The 22,754-nt window shown below is 46.5% G+C and carries 18 protein-coding genes and 1 CRISPR repeat array; of the genes, 14 read left to right on the forward strand and 4 right to left on the reverse strand.

Annotated elements, in window-relative coordinates; all coding sequences use genetic code 11:
* Window positions 1–276 precede the first annotated feature (276 nt).
* The gene (locus tag AS151_RS05330) at window positions 277–639 is read right to left on the reverse strand and encodes a Uma2 family endonuclease (RefSeq protein ID WP_244532901.1); all 363 of its coding nucleotides are present in this window, start codon (window positions 637–639) and stop codon (window positions 277–279) included.
* A 244-nt stretch (window positions 640–883) separates the two neighbouring features.
* Between AS151_RS05330 and AS151_RS05335 the strand changes: the two genes are divergently transcribed.
* Together AS151_RS05335 and AS151_RS05340 are read left to right on the forward strand one after the other, a co-directional pair.
* Window positions 884–1,873 carry a DMT family transporter gene (locus tag AS151_RS05335; RefSeq protein WP_071516016.1) on the forward strand — a complete coding sequence of 330 codons (990 nt, stop codon included), beginning with the start codon at window positions 884–886 and terminating at the stop codon, window positions 1,871–1,873.
* Window positions 1,874–1,971: 98 nt separating this feature from the next.
* On the forward strand, window positions 1,972–2,724 hold the full coding sequence (locus AS151_RS05340) for a TIGR03943 family protein (protein WP_071516017.1): 753 nt from the start codon (window positions 1,972–1,974) through the stop codon (window positions 2,722–2,724).
* A gap of 395 nt (window positions 2,725–3,119) precedes the next feature.
* On the opposite strand, the gene AS151_RS05345 is transcribed toward AS151_RS05340, so the two are convergent.
* Window positions 3,120–4,208, reverse strand: a complete 1,089-nt coding sequence (locus AS151_RS05345; protein ID WP_071516018.1) for a leucine-rich repeat domain-containing protein — start codon at window positions 4,206–4,208, stop codon at window positions 3,120–3,122.
* A gap of 144 nt (window positions 4,209–4,352) precedes the next feature.
* On the opposite strand from AS151_RS05345, the gene AS151_RS21360 reads away from it, so the two are divergent.
* The 11 genes from AS151_RS21360 (at window position 4,353) to cas2 (ending at window position 15,758) form a co-directional block, all read left to right on the forward strand.
* Window positions 4,353–4,541: a hypothetical protein gene (locus AS151_RS21360; RefSeq protein WP_139240524.1), complete on the forward strand. Its 189-nt coding sequence runs from the start codon at window positions 4,353–4,355 to the stop codon at window positions 4,539–4,541.
* A 221-nt stretch (window positions 4,542–4,762) separates the two neighbouring features.
* Entirely contained in the window at window positions 4,763–5,551 is a 789-nt protein-coding gene (locus AS151_RS05350) for a YrhK family protein (RefSeq protein WP_071516019.1), read from the forward strand.
* A 252-nt stretch (window positions 5,552–5,803) separates the two neighbouring features.
* Entirely contained in the window at window positions 5,804–6,805 is a 1,002-nt protein-coding gene (locus AS151_RS05360) for a transcriptional regulator (RefSeq protein ID WP_071516021.1), read from the forward strand.
* Window positions 6,806–7,132: 327 nt separating this feature from the next.
* Window positions 7,133–7,444 (forward strand): hypothetical protein, encoded by a 312-nt coding sequence (locus AS151_RS05365; protein ID WP_071516022.1) that lies wholly within the window; start codon window positions 7,133–7,135, stop codon window positions 7,442–7,444.
* A 164-nt stretch (window positions 7,445–7,608) separates the two neighbouring features.
* Entirely contained in the window at window positions 7,609–8,265 is a 657-nt protein-coding gene (cas6, locus tag AS151_RS05370; RefSeq protein ID WP_071516023.1) for a type I-MYXAN CRISPR-associated protein Cas6/Cmx6, read from the forward strand.
* Window positions 8,255–10,642, forward strand: a complete 2,388-nt coding sequence (locus tag AS151_RS05375) for a CRISPR-associated helicase/endonuclease Cas3 (RefSeq protein ID WP_071516024.1) — start codon at window positions 8,255–8,257, stop codon at window positions 10,640–10,642. The genes cas6 and AS151_RS05375 overlap by 11 nt, the downstream gene beginning before the upstream one ends.
* Window positions 10,633–12,171: a type I-MYXAN CRISPR-associated Cas8a1/Cmx1 gene (cas8a1, locus tag AS151_RS05380; RefSeq protein ID WP_071516025.1), complete on the forward strand. Its 1,539-nt coding sequence runs from the start codon at window positions 10,633–10,635 to the stop codon at window positions 12,169–12,171. Before AS151_RS05375 ends, cas8a1 begins: the two co-directional genes overlap by 10 nt.
* A gap of 23 nt (window positions 12,172–12,194) precedes the next feature.
* On the forward strand, window positions 12,195–13,088 hold the full coding sequence (gene cas7i, locus AS151_RS05385; protein ID WP_071516026.1) for a type I-B CRISPR-associated protein Cas7/Cst2/DevR: 894 nt from the start codon (window positions 12,195–12,197) through the stop codon (window positions 13,086–13,088).
* The gene (gene cas5, locus AS151_RS05390) at window positions 13,085–13,714 is read left to right on the forward strand and encodes a type I-MYXAN CRISPR-associated protein Cas5/Cmx5/DevS (RefSeq protein WP_071516027.1); all 630 of its coding nucleotides are present in this window, start codon (window positions 13,085–13,087) and stop codon (window positions 13,712–13,714) included. Before cas7i ends, cas5 begins: the two co-directional genes overlap by 4 nt.
* A gap of 79 nt (window positions 13,715–13,793) precedes the next feature.
* A complete protein-coding gene (gene cas1 / locus AS151_RS05395; protein ID WP_084639417.1) occupies window positions 13,794–15,452 on the forward strand; it encodes a type I-MYXAN CRISPR-associated endonuclease Cas1 in 1,659 nt (552 codons plus the stop codon).
* Between the two features lie 12 nt (window positions 15,453–15,464).
* Window positions 15,465–15,758: a CRISPR-associated endonuclease Cas2 gene (cas2, locus tag AS151_RS05400; protein ID WP_071516029.1), complete on the forward strand. Its 294-nt coding sequence runs from the start codon at window positions 15,465–15,467 to the stop codon at window positions 15,756–15,758.
* A gap of 257 nt (window positions 15,759–16,015) precedes the next feature.
* Window positions 16,016–19,455: a CRISPR direct-repeat array (repeat unit 36 nt; unit sequence GTGTCCAAACCTTAGATGCCGTCAGGCGTTGAGCAC).
* A 13-nt stretch (window positions 19,456–19,468) separates the two neighbouring features.
* Here cas2 and AS151_RS05410 read toward each other — a convergent pair.
* Together AS151_RS05410 and AS151_RS05415 are read right to left on the reverse strand one after the other, a co-directional pair.
* A complete protein-coding gene (locus tag AS151_RS05410) occupies window positions 19,469–19,975 on the reverse strand; it encodes a DUF6653 family protein (protein WP_071516031.1) in 507 nt (168 codons plus the stop codon).
* A 16-nt stretch (window positions 19,976–19,991) separates the two neighbouring features.
* Window positions 19,992–21,338 (reverse strand): TldD/PmbA family protein, encoded by a 1,347-nt coding sequence (locus AS151_RS05415; RefSeq protein WP_071516032.1) that lies wholly within the window; start codon window positions 21,336–21,338, stop codon window positions 19,992–19,994.
* Between the two features lie 238 nt (window positions 21,339–21,576).
* Between AS151_RS05415 and AS151_RS05420 the strand changes: the two genes are divergently transcribed.
* A complete protein-coding gene (locus tag AS151_RS05420) occupies window positions 21,577–22,656 on the forward strand; it encodes a Fe(3+) ABC transporter substrate-binding protein (RefSeq protein ID WP_071516033.1) in 1,080 nt (359 codons plus the stop codon).
* Window positions 22,657–22,754 lie beyond the last annotated feature (98 nt).

Consider the following 22,754-nt stretch of genomic DNA (forward strand, 5'->3'; position numbering starts at 1 on the left):
CCTGTTTTAATATTGTTTTTGGCGCTCACTGAAAGAATTTAAGCGATCGCCCAGTAGGGTGGGCAATGCCCACCCTACAAAAACGTAAAGTCTTCGCTGCCAAATATATTTGATACCCAATCCGCTGCAAACGCCGGAACTGGCAAGCTGGCTATTTCTCGCTGGAATCATTGTGGTGGTTGTTGCTGGGGATAAACCAAAAGCAAGATCGCATTTGCGGATCGACTAGCTAACTCATTTTTGTGCCGTGGTTCAAGGCATGTAAAAATTTTCCCGTTATTTTTCTGATTTTGATGGGGGAGAGAAAATTTCAATTGTCCAATCGGGAGCTATCGGAAAAACATTCCCTACCTCTCCATTGCTACCAACAGGAATTCTTTCCCCTTGAAAAACTGATATATCCGGCACAATTGCCCAGCCGCCAAGCACGCAACGAAGTTCTGTATAAGCGCGGGCAATCCGTGGTTTTTTCAAAACAGTATGAATCGCTGCGGTAAGTTCTACCTGGATAGTACTGTGATGTCCTTGAAGCACAGGATTGGGGACGATTTGACCATTGATATATTCGCTGGCAGGTTTGGTTTCCGGACGCTGGAGAAATTCTTCTAAGCTGATAGTGATAGCGTTTTTTTGTACCATTTCCGATCCCAAACGCAGGTACTTAAATTGTAACCCAGCGATCGCTACCGAATGCCCAAAACAAAAGCCATGCTTGCCAACCTATCTTCTATTCCCCATGACCGGGGGGTTGAACGATATGCCGAGTATCAATTTGTATTCTATGACACTGTTTGCCTGTATCGGAACCGGTCAAAATCTTCCAGGAGGTTTTATCATAGACCTCTGGTAATACCTTGTACTGGCTTTGTAATAAAAACAGGTAATGATTCCACAAAATCTAGTCCAACTCAAAAGCGATCGCACCCAAGCTCTTGCCTTTGTTACCCTATGTTTGGCGCTACTATCCGTCTCCTTTGCCCCCATTTTCATCCGTTGGAGCGAAACTGACTTGGGTGCCAACGGTACCGTATTTAACCGTTTGTTCTTCTTTGTTGTTTTCTTCGGTACGGGCAAACTTATTAGCCAACGCCTAACCCCCGCCGCTTCCACAGAAGAAGCCCTACCTTTTACCCGCCGCCAGTGGTTGCTACTAGGCAGCGTTGGCGTGGTTTCCATTACCTCGTTGGTTCTGTGGGCAATTTCTCTGGAATACACCACCGTTGCCAAAAGCATGCTCCTCAACAATTTAACCCCAATTTTCACCACCTTGGGGAGTTGGTTGTTTTTGCGCCGGCAATTTGATAATAAATTTCTAATCGGAATGGCGATTGCGTTGGCTGGTGCCATTGCTTTGGGATTGGAAGACCTCAACGATGCATCTGCTGGTTCCCTAACTGGCGATATTTACGCCCTGCTATCGGCGATTTTCCTGGGAACCTACTTTCTCATTGTGGAACAACTGCGGTTCCGCTTTTCCGCCACCACCATCCTCCTGTGGCGTTGTATTATCGGTAGCATTTTGCTGCTACCTGTGGTACTGCTGGTAGAAGGTCAGCTATTTCCCACCACAACCACTGCTTGGCTGGCAGCCATTGGCTTGGGGGTGATTAGCGAAGGTTTGGGGCAACGCTTGCTGGCAGAAAGTATGGACAAATTCTCCTCTAGTTTTGTATCCTTATTCTTATTGCTCGAACCCATCGTCAGCGCTATGCTAGCTTGGGCAATTTTCCTAGAAGCCATTAGTCCTGTTACCTGGTTGGGGTTTGCTGTGGTTCTCAGCGGTATCTATCTGGCACAATCCTCGCAAGCCGCTACCCAAAAAGACTTGCAACCTGCTAGCGGTGATGGTTCGCCTACGTCGTCGGTGAAGTAAAAGCAGTTCTGGCTGCGGTGGATAGCAATGCTGGTGGCAACCACACTTGCCATCGGCGACTTCCCCTTTGTATTTTTTGTCGTCTTGTAGCAATTTTTATGCGTACGCCCGCTTCTCCCTCTTGGTTGCGATGGTTGGATGTTCTGGCAATCGGTGCCTGGGGGGTTTTATTACTGAAATACTGGCTAACAGGAAAACTCTTGTTGCTGATTCATCCCAATTATATCGGGTTGTGCGTGGGGGCTGGTATCTTGCTGCTGTTTGTAGCAGGGTGGAAAGCATGGCAACTATACCACAATTCTTCCCCGTTGCCGTCGGTAGCACCTCATACAACCCTGTTTCCTAATGGTTGGAGTCAAGGATTATTGCTGGCGGCAGCGATCGCTGGTTTGCTGGTGACACCGCGACCTTTTTCGAGCGATCGCGCTTTAACCCAAAATATCACCGAACTATCGGCGGTCAACCGTTCCTCGCCAGAAAGTTTTCAAATTCCCGACAACCCAGAACAGCGATCGCTGGTAGGATGGATTCGCACCCTTAATGTCTATCCCGAACCCGAAGCATACACGGGGCAAAAAGTTGATGTGACGGGATTTGTAATTCATTCACCACAGGTAAACCAGCGTACAATTGTAGTTTCTCGTTTTATTATTACTTGTTGTGCTGCTGATGCCTATCCTGTGGGATTGCCAGTACAAATTGACAAAGACCGCAGTAACTATCCGCCGGATACCTGGATTCGCGTGAAAGGAAAAGCCATCTCTATGGTTTTGGATGGCAATCGCCAGTTAGGGATTTTGGCAGATTCTATTGAAAAAATTCCAGAACCCAAAAATCCCTACGATTATTAGGTATAGAAGTTTGTAGGCTTCCTGGAGGGATGCGAGTTGGTTTTGGTGGGGTGACATTTCTGAGATCGCCTGTAGATTTTTTCTGACTGTTGAAGGAAGCAAAAATTGGGATGGCGTGCAAAATTTATATGCTAAAATTATGCTAGAAATTGAAGTATCAAGTCTTGCCTTGAGGCAACTGCCGGGAGATTGAGGGATGAAATGCGATCGGGCTATTTAAAAAATGGTATTAGTAAAGGTTTTTCCCAATTGCAAACCTAAAATATTCATAAGTAGAAGCGATCGCTATAGCTGGCCGATCGTAGAGGTAGATAGTAGGAAATAGGAAGGTTAATTTCGCGTCAACCATTGTGCAGAGATCGCACCACCCTATTTCCCAGAACCATACTACTATTTTACTCATTTTCGGTATTTTTATCGTCCAAAATGAGATGGTTTTTTATCAATTTTTGAAGATATCCCTCAATTTGCTGGTACAGCTTTTGTTGTTCTTCCATTTTTTGGGCAATCTCTTCTTCAGAACGGCTTTTTCTTTCAAAGATATAGATTTTTTCCTGGCTATTAACTTGCGAAGTTTCCAGCAATTTCCAACCTGCTTGACCTAGTTTGTTGCAGACAGCTGCCATGCTTTGTATTTCTCTCGATTCCTGAATGGCACCTTCGATGAGAACTTTCTCCCATTTGGCTGACATGTGATTGTAATAAAACCGAACGTGAATGTACTCATATTTCGGTTTTTGCAAGCTGGAATGGTACTCTTGCATCTCTTGATGGACCGATTTTAATAGTTTGAGTAACAAGTAGTTACTGGTTAAAAGGAATTTGGTGTTTGTATTGGAACGAGTTACGCTTTCACTCATAAAATCCTCTGGTACGCGATGTTGGGATTCCTCTTCAGTATAACTTTCATTGTCTGCATGTCGTTGGTGAAAGTATTCTCGAATGGCACGAATTCCCTGTTCGGCGACTTCTTGAGGGGGTTGTTCTAGAGGATTGCTGCTTACATACAAACCGAGGATATTGTCGAGATGGGTAATGGATTCTGGGATATATGCTAGCTGATTTCCCGACAAGCGTAATTCAGAAAGATTCCTCAGATGGGAAATGGATTCTGGGATTGTGGTAAGTTGATTGCCGGATAAATTTAATTTGACTAAATTGGGCAAACGAGTAATGGATTCTGGGAATTCTGTCAGCTGGTTGCCAGATAAGTCTAAGTGAGATAAGTTGGAAAGATGGTTGATGGATGCTGGAACTTCTGCAATTTGGTTACTGGATAGGTTTAACCAATAGAGATTGGATAGCCGAGAAATGGATTCTGGAATTTTGGTTATATGGTTGTTCCATAAATTTAAGGTTTCCAGCCATGTGAGTTGACATACTTCTGGTGGAATTTCAGTTAAATCTTTGCTGGTTAAGTCTAATTTGTTGAGTCTATATTTTTTTGCTTCCTGAATTTTTTGTAGCACTCGCTCGTCAGTCATAGAGACAATCCCGTTTGCTGTTTATTGCTTTTGAGAAGGTACGCATCCCAGTTTCAGCGATGCGAAACCAAAAAGGTACGAAGGTGGCAGTTCCCTACCAACTTACAATCCCAATGAAAATAGTGTTTATTGTAGCAAATTGTCGTGCTACGAACAATAGATCGCCCCAAATTGTACTGTACTCAAGTTGGCGAAAAAGCGATCGCGGCACGGATGGGCAACTCTTCCAGCAAACCATCGGAGATGCAAAGACATTTTGATAGAAGCGATCGCTTTGACGAGAAACAAGTTTATTTTTTGAAGGCAGTTCATTCCACCGATAGTACTTGGTAGTTGTAACACCGGCTTCTTTAAAGATTTGCCAACCTACCTGAAGCTTTGGTCTATTGCTGTCCACATTGGTTGTGAATTGTTGGCAATCAACGAAAGACGGCGTTCGTGGCTGTTGGATAAAGTTAAAATTTATTAAGCTTCCTTTCACACCACCCTACCTATCCAGGTTAACATAGGCACCAGAAATGCTACAGTATCATACCACAACATAGGGGACAAAAATGCCGCGCCTATTCACAAACCGCCCCCGCCAACACGATCTTGCCGTCAAAGTTGCCAAACAAACTATAGATGGCAATCATTTTAACTGGGAATTAAGCAATGCAATTCTTTACATTGTGGGAGGAACGAGCTTCGTTGTAGGGAGTGTATTTTTCTTACCCAAACACGAATCTCTTTCCGATCTTGGTGCCTGGATCTTTTTTGGTGGATCGCTTGTTTACTTAATTGTGACCGGTCACGATCTGCTGGAATCCTTATCTCAGTTAAATGACTGCGAGCAAGTAACATTTTGGAATTGGCTAGAATTTTTCATTGCTACGATTTACGTGAGTGGAACTCTTTTATTTACAGTTGGTAGCCTTTTATTTTTATCACAAGTTAATGAAATTGTTGTAGGTGGATGGTGTTTTACGATTGGTAGTTTCCTGTTTTTGATGGGGGCTTGTATGAATGTCATACAAATTGTTCAGGAGCCTTCATTTTTGAAACTTCAACTTCTAAACGTAACTGCAATCTCTTTTGCTATTGGCTCAACTCTTTTCTTCATAGCGTCGCTTCCCTATTTATCGGATGCGTTAAATTTAGAAGAAAATAGGATTTTGTTTAGGTATGTTGGTTGGGAATATATTTTTGGCAGTATTCTATTTTTGATAGGAGGACTAGCCTACTATTACCGTTTGTTTCAGGTTAAAGATTTCTATCAATATAACAGTAAGGAATTTTTCCTGTGGGCAAACAAGTTGCAGAATTTAGAGCAGCCTCAAACCCAAGAACAAAGTGTCAATTAGCTAAATTTCAATTGAAGATATAAAAAGGGAGCTTTGGTGGTTTTAGAAATTGCGTGGTTTTCGGTAGGAGATTGTTGTGTAAAAAAAAGCAGGCGATCGCATAACTTTTGCTAAAAGCAATGGTTGGTAGGTTCTTCATGAAGCTACCTGCCGAGACAAGGAAAATTTTGCCTTTTTGCAGAAGTAGGAAAGGTTTTTTCCGGGTTGCGGTCTTAAAATACCCATAACAATCGATGATTTTGGGATTTTTATATGTCACGTAAACTGGAAAGACTGGTCCAAATCGATTCCCTGCTACGTAGTCGAAAACCTCAAACGCAAAGGAGTTTGGCGGGGGAATTGGAAGTTAGCGATCGCACAATTCGCAACGATTTGGATTTTTTGCGCGATCGCTTCGGAGCACCGCTAGAATACAACCGTAAACTTGGATGGCACTATACCGACCCCACCTGGCGTTTGCCTAGTATTCCGCTTAGTAAGGGAGAACTGTTCGCTTTGACCTTGGGAGCGAAAATGCTGGAATGTTATGCTGGTTCCCCCTATGCCGCCGAATTGCAATCGGCTATTCACCAACTGCAAGGGCGATTGCCGGAAACAACGCGAGTGAATTTGCAACAAGTGGCAAGCGAGCGTTTTTTATTTCGACCTGGTGCGATAACGAAACTCGATCCGGAGATTTGGCATCAGTTGGAAGATGCTTGCCAGTCATCTCGCCAGGTATGGATGCGGTACTTTACTGCCAGTCGCAAGGCAGAAACAAAACGGGTTATCGATCCTTATCTCATCTATTTGTATCGCGGCACGAATTTTTATGTTGTTGGTTTTTGTCATACACGCCAAGAGCAACGGCAGTTTCGGATCGATCGCATCAGAGCAATTGAGGTTTTAGATACAACATTCACTCGCGACCCCAGTTTTGATGCCAAACAGTATCTAGAAAATGTTTTCCAGAATGAAACAGATGGCACTCCCCGTCAGGTAGAAATTTGGTTCGATGCATCGACGGCACCTTATATTGAAGAACGATGCTGGCACGCTACTCAGGAGATTGAGAAATACGACGATGGTTCGCTGACGTTGCGGATGGTTGTATCTGGTATGAACGAAGTGAAGCGATGGGTTTTGGGGTATGGAAAAGGTGCCATTGTTTTGGGACCACCGGAGCTGGTGAAATTGGTGCAAGCAGAAATCGAAGGCATGATTCGTGGCTATTGTTGGGAAAGCTTGGATTGGGAATACCAAGAGGTGATATGATAATATGTAGTCCTTCCTCAGATACCCTATTCCTACAGGGGTTGAGCACTAGTCTGCTGGATATAGCTCGATAGTAGCAATTTGGTTTGTAACTAACCTCAGATGCCGACAGGCGTTTAACTTTTGCTTTAGGATTATAAATTCGGGCTTGACAAGTTTAGTTTCCTGTGTATATACTTTCGATTAGTAACGTTTTTTGATGTAGTCCGCTGTCTATAAATCGATATAAAGACTACATCAGAATATCGAAGCTAAAAAACACAGGTTGCGGTTAAAGCCATTCAACTATACCGCAACCCGATAATTACGTATTTAGGGAGTTCAATTATGCCATACAACGGAGATAATTTCCAATCCTTCCATCAGTTGTCGTTACAACTCTCAAAACCTGGACTTTCAGAGAAACCGAGTAGAAAAGGCATTAAAGAGTCCATCGACCAAAACTGGCAATCTCCCGCTAGCTTCCAACTTTCGCAAAAGCTGAGTAGGGAAAAAATCAAAGCTCTTGCAGAAGAAGTGGGAATTCCAACTAAAAAAATTAATCAATGTAAGATTGGAGAATTTGTCAAATACGGTCCTTGTATCATTCTCCACGTGAAAAAAGGACACTGGGAAGCTATTAAACTGATAGGTGCTTAGAAGTAGCCTATAGTTTTTCCAACAATCTTATTTGTCAAGTATTACTTGTGGTTGACCGATCTTTGATGATTCTTTTTATGGAATTGCCCTAGGTATGGCAATATAATTGCATATTGTCAGTCAACCACTCTTTAATACTTGCTTGAGAAGATATAAACTTGATTATGGTTGTCACTCAATCCTCTTCAAAATTCGATAACGAGCATTCTCCATACGTTGATATCAGCTTCAGAGTTATTGGAGATACCATTCCTGCAGACCATAACTACGCTCTGTACGCCGCTATCAAAAATTTACTTCCTAATTTCATTCAGGAATCTGGCGTTAGCATCTACACGATCGCGGGAATGCCAGATAAACGGGGAACAATCCATCTTAGCGATCGCTCCCGAATGCAAATTCGCTTGCCTAGCGATAAAGTTCCCCTTGCCTATCCTCTAGCAGGTAAGCAAATCTATTTGGGAATCCATCCCATACGCTTGGGAATTCCGCAAATTAACATGCTGCAACCAGCTACAAAACTGCGATCGCGTTTGGTAACTATCAAAGGCTACCAGGAACCGGAATCCTTTTTAGAAGCTGCCCAACGCCAATTAGAGAAGTTGGAAATTCGGGGAACACCTGTCATTCCCACTCGGATAGACGGAGAACGCGATCGCAAAACCATTAAAATCAAGCGATTTACCGTGGTTGGATTTGGCTTGGAAGTAAAAAACTTAAACGAAGAAGATTCCATCCGATTGCAACAGTACGGCATCGGTGGAAAACGCAAAATGGGTTGCGGTATTTTTATGCCTGTGAGAGAAAACAATGAAGTTTAAGCAATTGTTAGCAAAATCTCCTCCAGAGAAAGAATCTTGGAAAGGGGCAGCTACCTATGTCGGTCATATCGCAGCCGTCATGCGAGCGGCAGATGTGCTGTTAGAGAAATTAGGCGAAACCATTATCCAACAACTCGGACTAACCTGCGAACCCGAGCATTTTGCTGCCACCGTTCGCTTGGGAGCTTATCTCCATGACTGGGGAAAAGCCAATCAGCACTTTCAGGTGATGGTACGCCTCAAAAGCTTGGAAAATTGCCGCGACGAACAAGAACGAAGACAACAAAAAAAGCTCCAGAAATTCTGGCAAGACATCCATAGGCAACAGATGCTGCGCCACGAAATAATTAGTGGTATTCTCGCCTTGCAAGTACCAAGCTTTCGTAAGTGGCTGGAACAAGATACCAATGCCGATCTCATCACCGCAGTTTGGGCGGCAATGGGGCACCATTTGAAGGTTGGTGGTAAGCGAGGTAGAGAATTAGACGAAATTGCCAAGATTCCCAATGGAACTGGCAGCGAACTGGAAATTTACACCCACCACGAACAATTTACTGCTTTGTTAAAAATGGGTGTTCGTCGTTTGGGTTTGCCGGAAACACTGCCAAACTTGCCAGAAACCACCTGGAAAAAAGAACAGTTAAAAACTGCTATGGACGAACTTCGTGAAGAATTTGCTGAGTTCGAGCTTGCGTTTGAGCAAGAGGGAGACAGCGAAAAAGCTCGGTTTATCGCAGCAGCCAAAGCAACTGTTACGGCAGCCGATATTGCTGGGTCGGCTTTACCGCAGGTGGAAAATTACGAAATTGAGCCTTGGATGCGACAAGTGCTCGATTTGGTTTTGACCGAAAACGATCTGCAATCGCTCATCGAACAGCGGCTGAAAAACAACCAAATGCGCGAGTTTCAAAAAGAGATGGCAGCAACTGCCAGTCGCGTCACCTTGGTACGTGCGGGTTGCGGTACGGGAAAAACCGTTGGTGCCTATGCTTGGGCAAAAAAGTACGCCCCTGGTCGTCGATTGTTCTTTTGCTATCCCACTACGGGAACGGCTTCTCAAGGTTACCTGGATTATGCTGCCGAAACCGATATCGAAACGTTGCTGATGCATTCCCGGGCCAAAATCGACTTGGAAGGGGTTTTGTTTTCCCATGAAGGAAAGCAAGAGCAAAATCCTGACGATGGAGAGGATGCCGAACGAGTTGATGCTCGATTGGTGTCGTTCAATACCTGGCAAGCCAAACTGATTGTTTGCACGGTCGATTCGGTGTTGGGATTGATTCAGAACAATCGCAAACCCATGTATGCCTGGCCTGCTATGAGCCAATCTGCCTTCGTTTTCGATGAGGTTCATGCTTTTGACGAGAGCCTTTTCGGTGCTTTACTCAGATTTTTGCAAACTTTTCGAGGTGCGCCGGTCTTGTTAATGAGTGCCTCGTTTACACCAGAACAACGGGCAATCTTAAATCAAACAATTGAAGAACTTGGCGAATCGATTGAAGTCATTGAAGAAAATTCGTTAGAAAAGCTCAAACGCTATACCCTCCATACAATCGCTAAGACAGGGGAAGCCTGGGAACAAGTACAAACAGCACTAGAACGCGGGGAAAAAGTTTTGTGGGTAACGAATACAGTGGGGGATTGTATGGAAATTTACGATCGAGCCCGCGATCGCTTTCCAAACCATGCCAAGCATATTCTCATCTATCACAGTCGCTTTCGCTATCAAGACCGCGTTCAGAAACACCAAAAAGTTATTCAAGCCTTTAAGTCCGACCAGCCTACCTTAGCTATTACAACTCAAGTTTGCGAAATGTCTTTAGACTTAAATGCGGATGTATTGGTATCGGCAATGGCACCAGCAACTGCACTCATTCAACGTCTGGGAAGGCTCAATCGTCGTAAAACAAAAGAGGACGGTCGTATATGTCCGGCTTTGATGTATCCCTGGAACCATGACTATCCCTATTCACAGGAAGAACTCAATACAGGCAAACAACTTCTCAATTTATTGCCTGCAGGAGCTATATCCCAAAAAGACCTCGCCGATACAGCTTCTCAATTAAGCTTAAAAATGCCTAAAACCGTACCCTCCAATTGGCTTGACGGTTATTGGCGCTCGTATCCCGGTCCTCTTCGGGAAGCTGGATATACGCTTACGGTTCTATTAGAGCAAGACATAGAAACCATTCGTCAAGAGGCACGCCAATCGGGAAAATCCTTTGGTATGGAAGCGCAACGCTGGACGTTACCCATTCCGCTGGGGCGTAAGTTACAAAAAGTTTACCATCAGTGGCGGCGGGAAGGGGTTTATCCGGTAGCTCCCTCAGAGATAGTTACGTATGATTCGAAAAGAGGAGCGCAAGTATGTCTGTAACTACACAACCAAAAATCCAACTTCATATAGGCGACCCGGGAATTACGCTCATGCATCGTGCTGGCATTGCTGGATTGTGGATGACTTTGGAGCAATTGCAACAGGAATATCCCGAACCCAGCACCAGAGCTGGCAAGATAAGTTGGTCGCTTGCACCTCGTAGTATTTCTTTGGATTGGGAAGGAGAAGACTTTGAGGTTTTAGACTGGCTGTTCAAACAATCCTTTCAGATTAGCGAGGAGGGATTAATTTCTCTAACTGGTTTAAAACCCAGTAAAATGGATTTGCAAACTCGGGTGACGGTTCATCGGGGGATGCGAGGAACATTTGTACAACACCCTAGTGCTTTTAAATCGGCAGGGGAACAGACACAATCGTTGCAAATTGACGAAGACAGCCCAGAAATTGTGGTTCGTTATAAAAAAGCAGCCTCCTACGCCCACCAAAATTTTGCCAAAAACTTATGCGATAAAAAAGGAAAACTGCACCAGAAACCGATTTCCATTGCTGGCTGGATGAATCCAGGAGCAGCAGTACGTCACGTTGCCTTTAGCAGTCAAACGGGGTTGCAAGAAACGCCCCAACGAGTGTTGGCATTATTGTTTGCCCCTGTGGCTTGCCAGTATTTTCTCTTATCCTCTCGGTTGCGGGAAAAACGGGCGCAGTATGCCTTAATTGTACCCGAAGTAACTGACCTAGAAAAATACACCCGACGCCGAAGAATGTTTGCCAATTTTGGTTACAAAAATTTCTGTGCTTCAAGTTTGGGAGATGCCGGTTTAAAGTTTCTAACTTACGAAACGACCATGGAACTAGCTAGCAAAACGAAAATCGAACGCTGTCAAGTAGTTATTTTAGGAACGGTTGCCTGGTCTTCCCAACAGAGAACGCGCACGGATATTGAAAATGTTGCCATTAATGACAAGATTTTTCGGAATTATAAAATTAGCCAAAATGAGCTAAGCGATCGCGTTGTTGAAGGTTCCTCGGGTAATTTTGTAGCTCGTAGTTTTGCTCGCGAAATTATTGCTGATAACTTGGCGCAAAACCGATCGTGGTTTCACGGTATTTCTGATAAAGCTGGCAGTCAAGAATTGTTTCAACGTTTAGCCTATGAAGGTGGAGGATTGTATCAAATGGTTCAAAAAGTGGAATGGGATAACGAACGCCAACAAATTTTTGTAAAGGCGTGTCACGAAGCTTTGAGAAAAATTTATGCTCAAGTTTACGACCGAACCAAAGAAGGTGAATACGCGCAAATTGAACGAGAACGAGAACGCATTAGAACGGGACTCGGACGATGCAAAAATGCAGAGACTTTTCGTCAGTTTATTACTGATTTTTGGTCGCGAGCGGGGCGAATTTCTGTATTGCAGGATTCTTGGCCAGATTTGTTACCGCTAATTACCAGTAAAGAGCATTGGAAAGAAGCTAGGGATTTAGCATTACTCGCACTGGCTAGCTACAGGAATCCAAATTCCAACAAACCTTCGTCGGAATCGGAAGATGAAGAAGAGGTTTTCAACTAAAGGATTTTTAAGGAGGCGTATCAATGTTTCATTTATTTGGCAATTTATTAAGCAACTATGGTGCCGCCGCTAACAATCGCGGCGAGAATGCCGGAAATATTACCACATTGCAAAAATTGATGTGGTGTGGTGAGGTTCACACGACTGTTTCTGCAGAAGCCATTCGCTGGGCGTTGCGATACTACTGGCAACATAGTGGTTATTCAGTCAATCGAAATTGGGATGATGATAAAAACGATAACCGTTGGGAAAATCCCAATTTTGATGAGGAAACGTTCATCGATGATGATGTTTTGGGATTTATGCGAGCGGAAGCTGCTAAGGAAGACGGTTCCGACGAACCCAAAGGGAAAGGAAAAAAAGCACCAAAGGGCACCACAACTGCCAAACGTGGCGTTTTAGAAGTAACTCGTGCTGTTTCGACGACCCCCTACACGGGAGATTTGACATTTAATGCTGCCAGTGGCGAAAAAAGTCGAACGTCGCTATATGGTACGGAAGTTCATGCCACTCGTTACCAACATGGGTTTGCCCTGACACCGAACCGCTTAAAAGATAAATCTCGCATTTATGCTGTCATTGACGGGTTAACTTCTTTGGGAGAAGTTGCTGGCAACCACGCTCGTTTTCTGTACGACTTTTCCCCAGAAAGTATGATTTTGCGATGGACCCACGATTTTTCGCCTCGAATTCTCTATTCTTTTGAAGAAGATGATGCGGGAAATATCTCCGTTCCGGATTTAAAACGAAGAATTGAAGCTGGCGATATTGACCCAAGCGAACTTTGGATTGGTGGCAAAATTTCCGAGGAACTTGGTGATATTGGTGTCCATGTTTATCCGGGAATAAAAAAGACAGCTAGCGAACTGAAAAAACAAATTGCGAAAGATTTAGATATTCCGTTAGACGAACAATGAGCATTGCTTTACAAGTTGAAGTTCCCATTGCTTCCTTTCGCCAATCAGAGGCAAGGGAGTATGCCCAAACCTATCCGGTTCCACCACCATCTACTGTTTATGGCATGTTGCTGTCTACTATTGGGGAAATGGATCGCTACAAACATTGTGGCGTACAATTGGCGATCGCATTGCTTTCGGAACCGGAAAAATCAACGATTGTACGTACAGTTCGACGGTTCAAGAAAAAAGACATTCAAGACCCTGCCAACGCACGTCCCGATTTTCAAGAATTGCTGACCCAAATTCGTTTTATTGTGTGGGTCGATGCGGGGGCAGATAAATCGCAACCTACTCTACCAGAACGCTTGCAACAGGCGTTTGACAATCCCGAATCAATCAACCGTTTTGGCGGATTAAGTTTGGGAGAAAGTCGCGATTTGGTCAATGCAATTACGCTTTTAGAAAACAACCCAACTGATGCGTCCATGCAATGGCTGATACGGGATGAAGATGGTCTGCTCAGTTTGCCCTACTGGGTAGATCATGTTGGTTCTAAAGGAACTTCCTGGCAAAGATATACGTTGCAAAAAAACGAGGAGATCGTTTTGGACGAACGCATTTGGACGATGATTCAATTTCAATAAATCAAATTCCCGGAAAGATTTTTGCCGGGTAAGGGGAGTAGATTGTTTTCAAACAGTAGAATTTGCGATGGGAATTCTTATGAAAACACTCAATTCTCCCCTTCTCAAATCAACGATTCGCGTATCGGCACTTCACGCTCTTGCCTACTGTCCGCGCTTGTTTTATTTAGAAGAAGTCGAGGAACTTTATACGCAAGATGCGGCTGTTTTTGCCGGACGTCGGTTGCATGCGGAAATTGACAAACAAGAAGATGAGGAATGGGAAGACCTCTATCTAGAAAGCGAACAATTGGGATTGCGCGGACGTGTGGATGCTTTGCGTACCCGCGATCGCGCTTTAATTCCTTACGAACACAAGCGGGGACGCTGCCATCGCGACACCAATCGCCAACCGCAGGCTTGGGAAAGCGATCGCTTGCAAATTTTAGCCTACGCTTGTCTAATTGAATTTGCCCTAGAAACCACTGTCCGAGAAGGATGCATTCGCTATCATGCTGACAATGTGTTGGTTCGCGTTTCTGTAGATGACGAAGGCAGGGAAGCGGTACGAGCTGCTGTTGCCCAAGCTCGGGAATTGTTGGTTTCCACCCAACGTCCTCCAGTTACGGAAAACGAACGCTTGTGTACCCGCTGTTCTCTATCGCCAGTTTGTTTGCCAGAAGAAGCGCGGCTTTCACACAACCAAGAATGGCAACCCATGCGGCTGTTTCCCAAAGATGACGAACGGGAAATTCTCCACGTACTGGAAGCGGGAACTTCTGTCGGTCGTACGGGAGAACAGCTCAAGCTGGTTCGTCGGGGGCAACCGGTGGAAACTGTTTCTATTCAGCAAGTCAGCCAGTTGGTTTTGCACAGTTTTAGTCAGATTTCTACCCAAGCTTTGCATCTTTGCGCCAGTCGCGACATTGGCGTTCATTTTATTTCTGGTGGCGGACGCTATGTCGGGAGTGTGGATCGCCGGCAAGGGAGCATCCAACGCCGGATTCGCCAGTACGGGGCGTTTGTGGATAGCGATCGCTGTTTGCAGTTGGCTCGTAAGTTGGTAGCTTGTCGGGGAAATGGACAGCGGAAACTACTGATGCGGGGGAAACGCAATCTTTCGGAAGTACCGGCTTCTCTGGAACGTGGGATTCGGCAGATGAAAACGTTACTGCGACAAGCGGAACGGGTTGATTCGATTGAGTCTTTGTTGGGTTTGGAAGGCAATTTGGCGGCTATTTATTTTCAAAATCTTGCCCATCTGATTAGTAGTAAGGTGCCGCCAGAACTTCATTTTCGCGATCGCAATCGCCGCCCTCCCAAAGACCGGTTCAATGCTTTGTTGAGTTTTGGATATGCCTTGCTGCTGAAGGATGTCAACAATGCGATTTTGACGGTGGGATTGGAGCCAGCTTTGGGATTTTACCACCAACCGCGATCGCAAGCACCACCGTTGGCTTTGGATCTGATGGAAATTTTCCGAGTTCCTTTGGTGGATATGGTGGTTTTGGGGTCTGTCAACCGCTGTCAGTGGGACTGTCAGGTTGATTTTGAGGTTCGAGGCCAGCAAGTGTGGCTAAGCGAACCGGGACGGCGGAAGTTTGTCAGTCTCTACGAACAGCGCAAGGCCGAAACTTGGAAACATCCGGTTACCAAATATTCTTTGACCTACCGTCGCTTGTTGGAGTTGGAAGTACGGTTGTTGGAGAAAGAATGGATGGACGAGGAAGGGTTGTTTGGTCAGTTGGTATTGCGATAGGACGAAGGAACTATGGCCGAGGAAAAAAACTGGTATCTGATAGCTTACGACATTCGCAGTCCGAAACGCTGGCGCAAAGCCTACAAACTGTTGCAAGGGTATGGCGAACGGTTGCAATATTCGATTTTCCGCTGCTGGTTAAACCAACGCACGCGCGAGAAGTTGCGCTGGGAGTTGGAGGAAATTTTGGCGGCTGAGGATGATGTGTTGTTGATTCGCCTTCCCAATCAATGCGTGGCTAGCTTACCGGCGTACAATCGCCCGAATGCCTGGCCAGTGGAAGGTTCTGGTTATCGAATTGTTTGATGGCGATGCAAGCACCTGCGATTGTTAAGGTACGTTTTGGTTTTGTAGCGGTTCCAAGGTTTGTGGTTTCTGGGATGGAGAGCGATTGGAGGAGAGGGAAGATGCTTGTCAAATGCTATATGTCGCTTTTGGTAAGGGTTTTGGAAGTTGCGATCGCTTTTCTATTCCCTGGTTTGACACTCGTTTCCGCACGCGATCGGCAGGTGCTTGTAAAATTGAACCAGAGCGTTTGTACGGTAATGGTTCCAGCCACCGCCGTGTCCAAACCTTAGATGCCGTCAGGCGTTGAGCACAGAGCGGGTCCGATATTGCACCGGGTCGGCTTTGTGTTGTGTGTCCAAACCTTAGATGCCGTCAGGCGTTGAGCACGAACTTCTATTTGAAAATTGAAGCCGAACAAGGATAGAGTGTCCAAACCTTAGATGCCGTCAGGCGTTGAGCACATTTTCTGAAAACTTCTCCACAGACGCTATTGCCTGTGTCCAAACCTTAGATGCCGTCAGGCGTTGAGCACAATGCGATCGCGATATCCCCACGGGAGTAGTCCCAATGTGTCCAAACCTTAGATGCCGTCAGGCGTTGAGCACTCTTTTCTTCTTTCTCTTTTTCGGGCACGTCAGATATGTGTCCAAACCTTAGATGCCGTCAGGCGTTGAGCACCCGAAGAAAAAATAGAGCATTTCTTCGGCTAATCGTGTCCAAACCTTAGATGCCGTCAGGCGTTGAGCACATTGCATAGGGATTATTGACGAATATTCGCAGTCACTGTGTCCAAACCTTAGATGCCGTCAGGCGTTGAGCACTGGTCAACCCACCCCTAAAAAACAAATCTTCTTCAAGAGTGTCCAAACCTTAGATGCCGTCAGGCGTTGAGCACGAAGGTCATTTTGATATTGACTTAAAAAAAGAAAGTGTCCAAACCTTAGATGCCGTCAGGCGTTGAGCACTCTGGTATTTCTTGCCTAGAAACGGCGCCACCAAAGTGTCCAAACCTTAGATGCCGTCAGGCGTTGAGCACTTGGTGCTGTTTATGAATACTCTTATCGGCAAGAGAATGTGTCCAAACCTTAGATGCCGTCAGGCGTTGAGCACTCATTATAAAGATAGTCGTTTAGTCGTTAGCAAATCGTGTCCAAACCTTAGATGCCGTCAGGCGTTGAGCACAGACTAGTAAAGCTAGCTAACTCCCTTTGCGATAGGAGGTGTCCAAACCTTAGATGCCGTCAGGCGTTGAGCACATGAGTGGATTCGATGGGCACGTCCCGTTTGGTACTCCAGGTGTCCAAACCTTAGATGCCGTCAGGCGTTGAGCACCCCAAGAACTTGCCCAAGCCATCCAAAACGAAGGGGGTAAGTGTCCAAACCTTAGATGCCGTCAGGCGTTGAGCACTAGCGCATGGCTCCCCCTTTTCGGTGGGAATCTCATGTGTCCAAACCTTAGATGCCGTCAGGCGTTGAGCACGAGCTTTGTAAGTTATCTGCAACCAAAGAGAAGCAGTGTCCAAACCTTAGATGCCGTCAGGCGTTGAGCACCAAGAAGGAGAAGAATTCGATGTGGAGATTTCAGTGTGTCCAAACCTTAGATGCCGTCAGGCGTTGAGCACAGTTCCCTCTAGATCGGGAATGCGAGTCCCACAATGGTGTCCAAACCTTAGATGCCGTCAGGCGTTGAGCACAATACAATTCCAATTAGCAAACCCTTAGTCCACAAGTGTCCAAACCTTAGATGCCGTCAGGCGTTGAGCACTTGAACATGGTTTTCGCTCCTGGGTGGTGAAAAACGTGTCCAAACCTTAGATGCCGTCAGGCGTTGAGCACGTTTCGGAGTTGAAGAAAAATAATGAAAAACAAAAAGTGTCCAAACCTTAGATGCCGTCAGGCGTTGAGCACGTCTCTCCATTCTTCAGAGGGAATAGGGGGAAGATAGTGTCCAAACCTTAGATGCCGTCAGGCGTTGAGCACTATCATCAACGTATACCTTAATTTTCAGAGAATTGGCAGTGTCCAAACCTTAGATGCCGTCAGGCGTTGAGCACTACTCGGGTAAGCGGGACGCGTCAATACTTCCAGGGGGTGTCCAAACCTTAGATGCCGTCAGGCGTTGAGCACTGTTCGGAGTGCAGGTACAGGTTAATATTGCTGAGTTGTGTCCAAACCTTAGATGCCGTCAGGCGTTGAGCACTGGAAAGATTGAGTGTATGATTTGCTTTCCTAGCTGTGTCCAAACCTTAGATGCCGTCAGGCGTTGAGCACAAGACTACGAGAGGGACGATCGCAATGGGTGGGTTGTGTCCAAACCTTAGATGCCGTCAGGCGTTGAGCACTATTAGGAGAAACCACAATCCTAGCACTAGAGTCCCCAAGTGTCCAAACCTTAGATGCCGTCAGGCGTTGAGCACGCGGATTCGCTCGTCGGAGGATCGAACCAACTTTCACTAGTGTCCAAACCTTAGATGCCGTCAGGCGTTGAGCACTTCCAAGTATTCTACTGAAAGTCCTCCCTTAGATGTCCGTGTCCAAACCTTAGATGCCGTCAGGCGTTGAGCACGATTTCCATTTCCCCTCAAGAGTTCTGGCAGAAGGTGTCCAAACCTTAGATGCCGTCAGGCGTTGAGCACAACCTGATAGCTCCAACTGTAGCCCGTCCCCAAGGTGTCCAAACCTTAGATGCCGTCAGGCGTTGAGCACTCTTTCCCAATAGCAGGTATCGATCCAGGGAAACAAGGGTGTCCAAACCTTAGATGCCGTCAGGCGTTGAGCACCCCTTGCCGCTTGCGCTATCTCCCCATCCGATAGAGTGTCCAAACCTTAGATGCCGTCAGGCGTTGAGCACAGCAGGACAGTGCGAAGTTCTTTCACAGGGGCTTCGTGTCCAAACCTTAGATGCCGTCAGGCGTTGAGCACACACCACCGGATACGGTGTAGTCCTTCCCCTCGAGTGTCCAAACCTTAGATGCCGTCAGGCGTTGAGCACCTATACCAGTATCGAATCCAAACAAAAGCGGAATTTGTGTCCAAACCTTAGATGCCGTCAGGCGTTGAGCACAGACGATCCATCTTTTTCCTGAAAGCAGGAATATCATGTGTCCAAACCTTAGATGCCGTCAGGCGTTGAGCACCCCAAATTGTTCCGATCCTCTGGGGAGAACGGTTCTGTGTCCAAACCTTAGATGCCGTCAGGCGTTGAGCACTACTCCTCTTTATTTTCCCACTTCTCCACCGGAAGGCGGTGTCCAAACCTTAGATGCCGTCAGGCGTTGAGCACGAAATTCCCACCGCTGATATCTCAGTGGGTGAACGGTGTCCAAACCTTAGATGCCGTCAGGCGTTGAGCACAGGGGGAATTAATCGAACTCCCCTCCGAACTCCAAGCGTGTCCAAACCTTAGATGCCGTCAGGCGTTGAGCACGATTCAAGGAATTTCAGAGGAAGATTTCGCCAGAGGAGTGTCCAAACCTTAGATGCCGTCAGGCGTTGAGCACAGTTTTAGAAATCGTGAATCCTAGTAAAAGCCCCTGTGTCCAAACCTTAGATGCCGTCAGGCGTTGAGCACCAGTAATTGAAGTTGCGATCGCACTGGATAGCAGGGTGTCCAAACCTTAGATGCCGTCAGGCGTTGAGCACTGTTTAAGTTTGCAGTGTTTAAACATGCCCTTGCGTTGTGTCCAAACCTTAGATGCCGTCAGGCGTTGAGCACTAGTTCCATCAATTCAATACAACCAACTTCGATACTCCGACGTTGCATCTTTCATATCCTCATAAAGCCAAACCATGCGATCTAAAAACCAGAACTTGCCAAGATTGACCAAACAAACTCCCAACAAAACACTCCAAAGATGAAACGCCACCAATCCCCAAATCAGAAATGGCAATCCCAACGCCGAAATAAGATTGAGAATGTGAGGAACGCGGCGATGGTGCTGGGGAACGGGAACGGCATCGCGATCGCTCCATACACGCTCCCCAAGCACTGCCTTAGAAGCCCAATGATTCGTAGAAGCGGGTTTGGGAAACAAACGGGGATTGACCCAAATCCAGAAAAGCGCGATCGCAACAGGTACCAACGACCACCATCCCCACCACGCACGACTCCAAACCGCCACCACCAGCAACGGCAGAGCCGCCGTTCGACTCCAAACGCTCCCAGGATGGGCATGACGCTGCCATACCTCGTCGCTCATGCGAAATATATTAGCAATGCGCTTTTCTAAATTCATCCGTCCCCAAACCTCTTCAAACGCTATCGGTAATGCTACTAAAGTGAAACTCGCGCACCCGCACGCTAGGAACCACACTCATACCGTATCTTTGCGGCGTTCCCAACGCATCCACCTGTGCCATCATATCCGGCAAACACTGATTGAACCGCAAATTCTTAATGGGATAAGCCAGTTTCCCATTCTCAATCCAAAACGTACCATCGCGCGTCATCCCCGTTACCTCCAACGTTCGCGGATTCACGTAACGTACGTACCAAGCACGACTCACAAAAATCCCCCGTTCCGTCTGGGCAATCAAATCTGCCGTACTGCGGTCGGAACCAGCCATCACCACCGGCAAGAACATCCCCGTAGGCTGTTTTCCCTGCTGTTGCGCCCAGTAGCGGCTGTAACTCAATGCTTGCGGTACCCCGTCTCGCACAATATCCAAATAGGAATTGGGCAAACCATCCCGGAAAAACGGACTCAACTGCAATGCTGGATGCCCGGAATACCGAGCAATTTGTACCAAGGGACTAAATAAAGATTCGCCCAAGTAATTGCCCACCACTTCGCCAGTATCATTGTAACGCGACATGAAAGAACGTCCTTCGTCGGCTGCCCGCGCGTCTAAATTAAAAATAAGAAAAAACAGCAAATCTGCTAAAGCCGCTCCTTCAAACACCACTGGATATTTTCCTGGTGAGATTTCCTGGGGCTGGCGAGACTGACAAGCACGCGCGATCGCGTTTTCCGTGAGTTCCACCATGGGCAAATCTCCCACCGCACAAGCACTGCGACGCATCCAACTGGAACCGTCATCGATGCGGGCGGTAACGCTAAAATTGGCTTGGGTGTTTTGCTGAAATGCCCGCAATCCCAGGGAATTGCCAATCGCCAAAACCGAGGTGTCGCTGCTTAAGGTTCCGGAACCATTCACCCCGGCTTTAGAAGTGCGATCGCACACCTGTTGGACCATTTCTCCCCTGGTAATGGGGGATAAATTCGCCGTCTCCGTATCGAAAGCTGGCTGTCGGTCTTCGTAGGTTTGCGGTTCCAGCAAAGGTACCCATTCCGGGTCTTCCGGGGCAATTTGGGCAAATTCTTCCGATCGCCGTACGGTTTGCGCGATCGCTTCTGGGTCTAGTTCGCTGGTTGCTGTGGAGGCACTGCGTTGCCCGTAATAGCTGGTAATTGTGAGTCGGGCTTGGTTGGTTTGAATATTTTGACTAATTTGATTTTCGCTAAAACGGCTGAGATTCTCATTCGCCGCTTGTAAAGTAACGAAAACCCCCTCGGCTTGTGACTGTTGGATAACTTGGTCAATGAGGGAAAGGGCTTCCTCTTGGGTAGGTAGTTGGGGAACGGTCGTTGCTGTCATGAACCCTATTTTCGATACAATTGGATGTTCGATTTCTCTATCTTAAGGGAGATTGTCCTTGTGCTGCCAAAAAATAAAAATCATTTTCAATAAAATAGCGCCATACTAATCTCCAAACCCAAGCTTTCCCAAAAATTTCTCCAAAAATTATCGAAAATCTATTGCATTAAACGCCACAATATCTAACAATAGATGGCTACTGGCTGCAACTCAACCTTCATTGCAAAGGACATTCACCATGAACAAACTGACCAGACGTGCCTTTTTAACCGGCGGTTCCGCCCTTGCCGCCTTCACTCTAACCCAAATGGCTACAGGTTCGAGTGCTGGTGCCCAACAGCAAAAATCCTCGCTGCTTGCCCAAAGTCGCGTTTTGAACCTCTATTCCTCCCGCCACTACGATACCGACGAACGGCTGTATAATGGCTTTACCGAACAAACTGGCATTCGCGTCAATCTCATCGAAGCGGGTTCCGACGAACTCATCGAACGCATCAAAAGCGAAGGCAGCAACAGCCCTGCCGATGTTTTAATCACCGTCGATGCTGGGCGTTTGTGGCGCGCTGACCGTGAAGGCTTGTTTGCTCCCGTCCAATCGGATATCCTAGAATCAGTCGTTCCTTCTTATTTGCGCCATCCAGAAGGTCATTGGTTCGGGCTATCCAAACGGGCACGCGTGATTATGTACAACCGCGATCGCGTCAATCCTACTGATTTATCCACCTACGAAGACTTAGCCAACCCCAAATGGGAGGGGCAAATTTTGGTTCGTTCTTCCAGCAATATTTACAACCAATCCTTAGTTGGTTCCCTGATAGCTGCTCACGGTAGCGAAGAAACCCTAGAATGGTGTCAAGGCTTGGTGAGCAATTTCGCCCGCCGACCCACCGGCAACGATACCGCCCAAATTCGTGCCTGTGCTGCCGGTGTGGGGAACCTCGCGATCGCCAATACCTACTATCTCGCCCGTTTGGCAGAATCCGACAACGAAAGCGATCGGGAAATTGCGCGCCAAGTGGCACCTTTCTTCCCCAACCAACGCGGTCGGGGAGCTCACGTAAACATCAGTGGTGCTGGTGTAGTACGAACAGCTCCCCATCCCGAAGCTGCTAAAGCCTTTTTAGAATATTTGGTTAGCTATGAAGCCCAAGAAATCTTTGCGAAAGGCAATAACGAATATCCCGTACGCGCCAACGTTCCTCTGGATGAAGAACTGGCTAGTTTCGGTCAGTTTCAAGAAGACGACGTGAGTGCGGCTGTCTTTGGTAAGAACAATCCCGAAGCTTTGCGGATTATGCAACAAGCTGGCTGGCAGTAGTTGGGAAGAGGAAAAGATTGACACTCTCACGAATAGAATTCGTGAGATTCTCGCTTCATTGGGTGTGCCTAGATGGATTAGCTATGCTAGTCCATCCC

The sequence above is a fragment of the Geitlerinema sp. PCC 9228 genome, assembly GCF_001870905.1.
In the GTDB taxonomy this organism is placed as follows: Bacteria; Cyanobacteriota; Cyanobacteriia; order Cyanobacteriales; family PCC-9228; genus PCC-9228.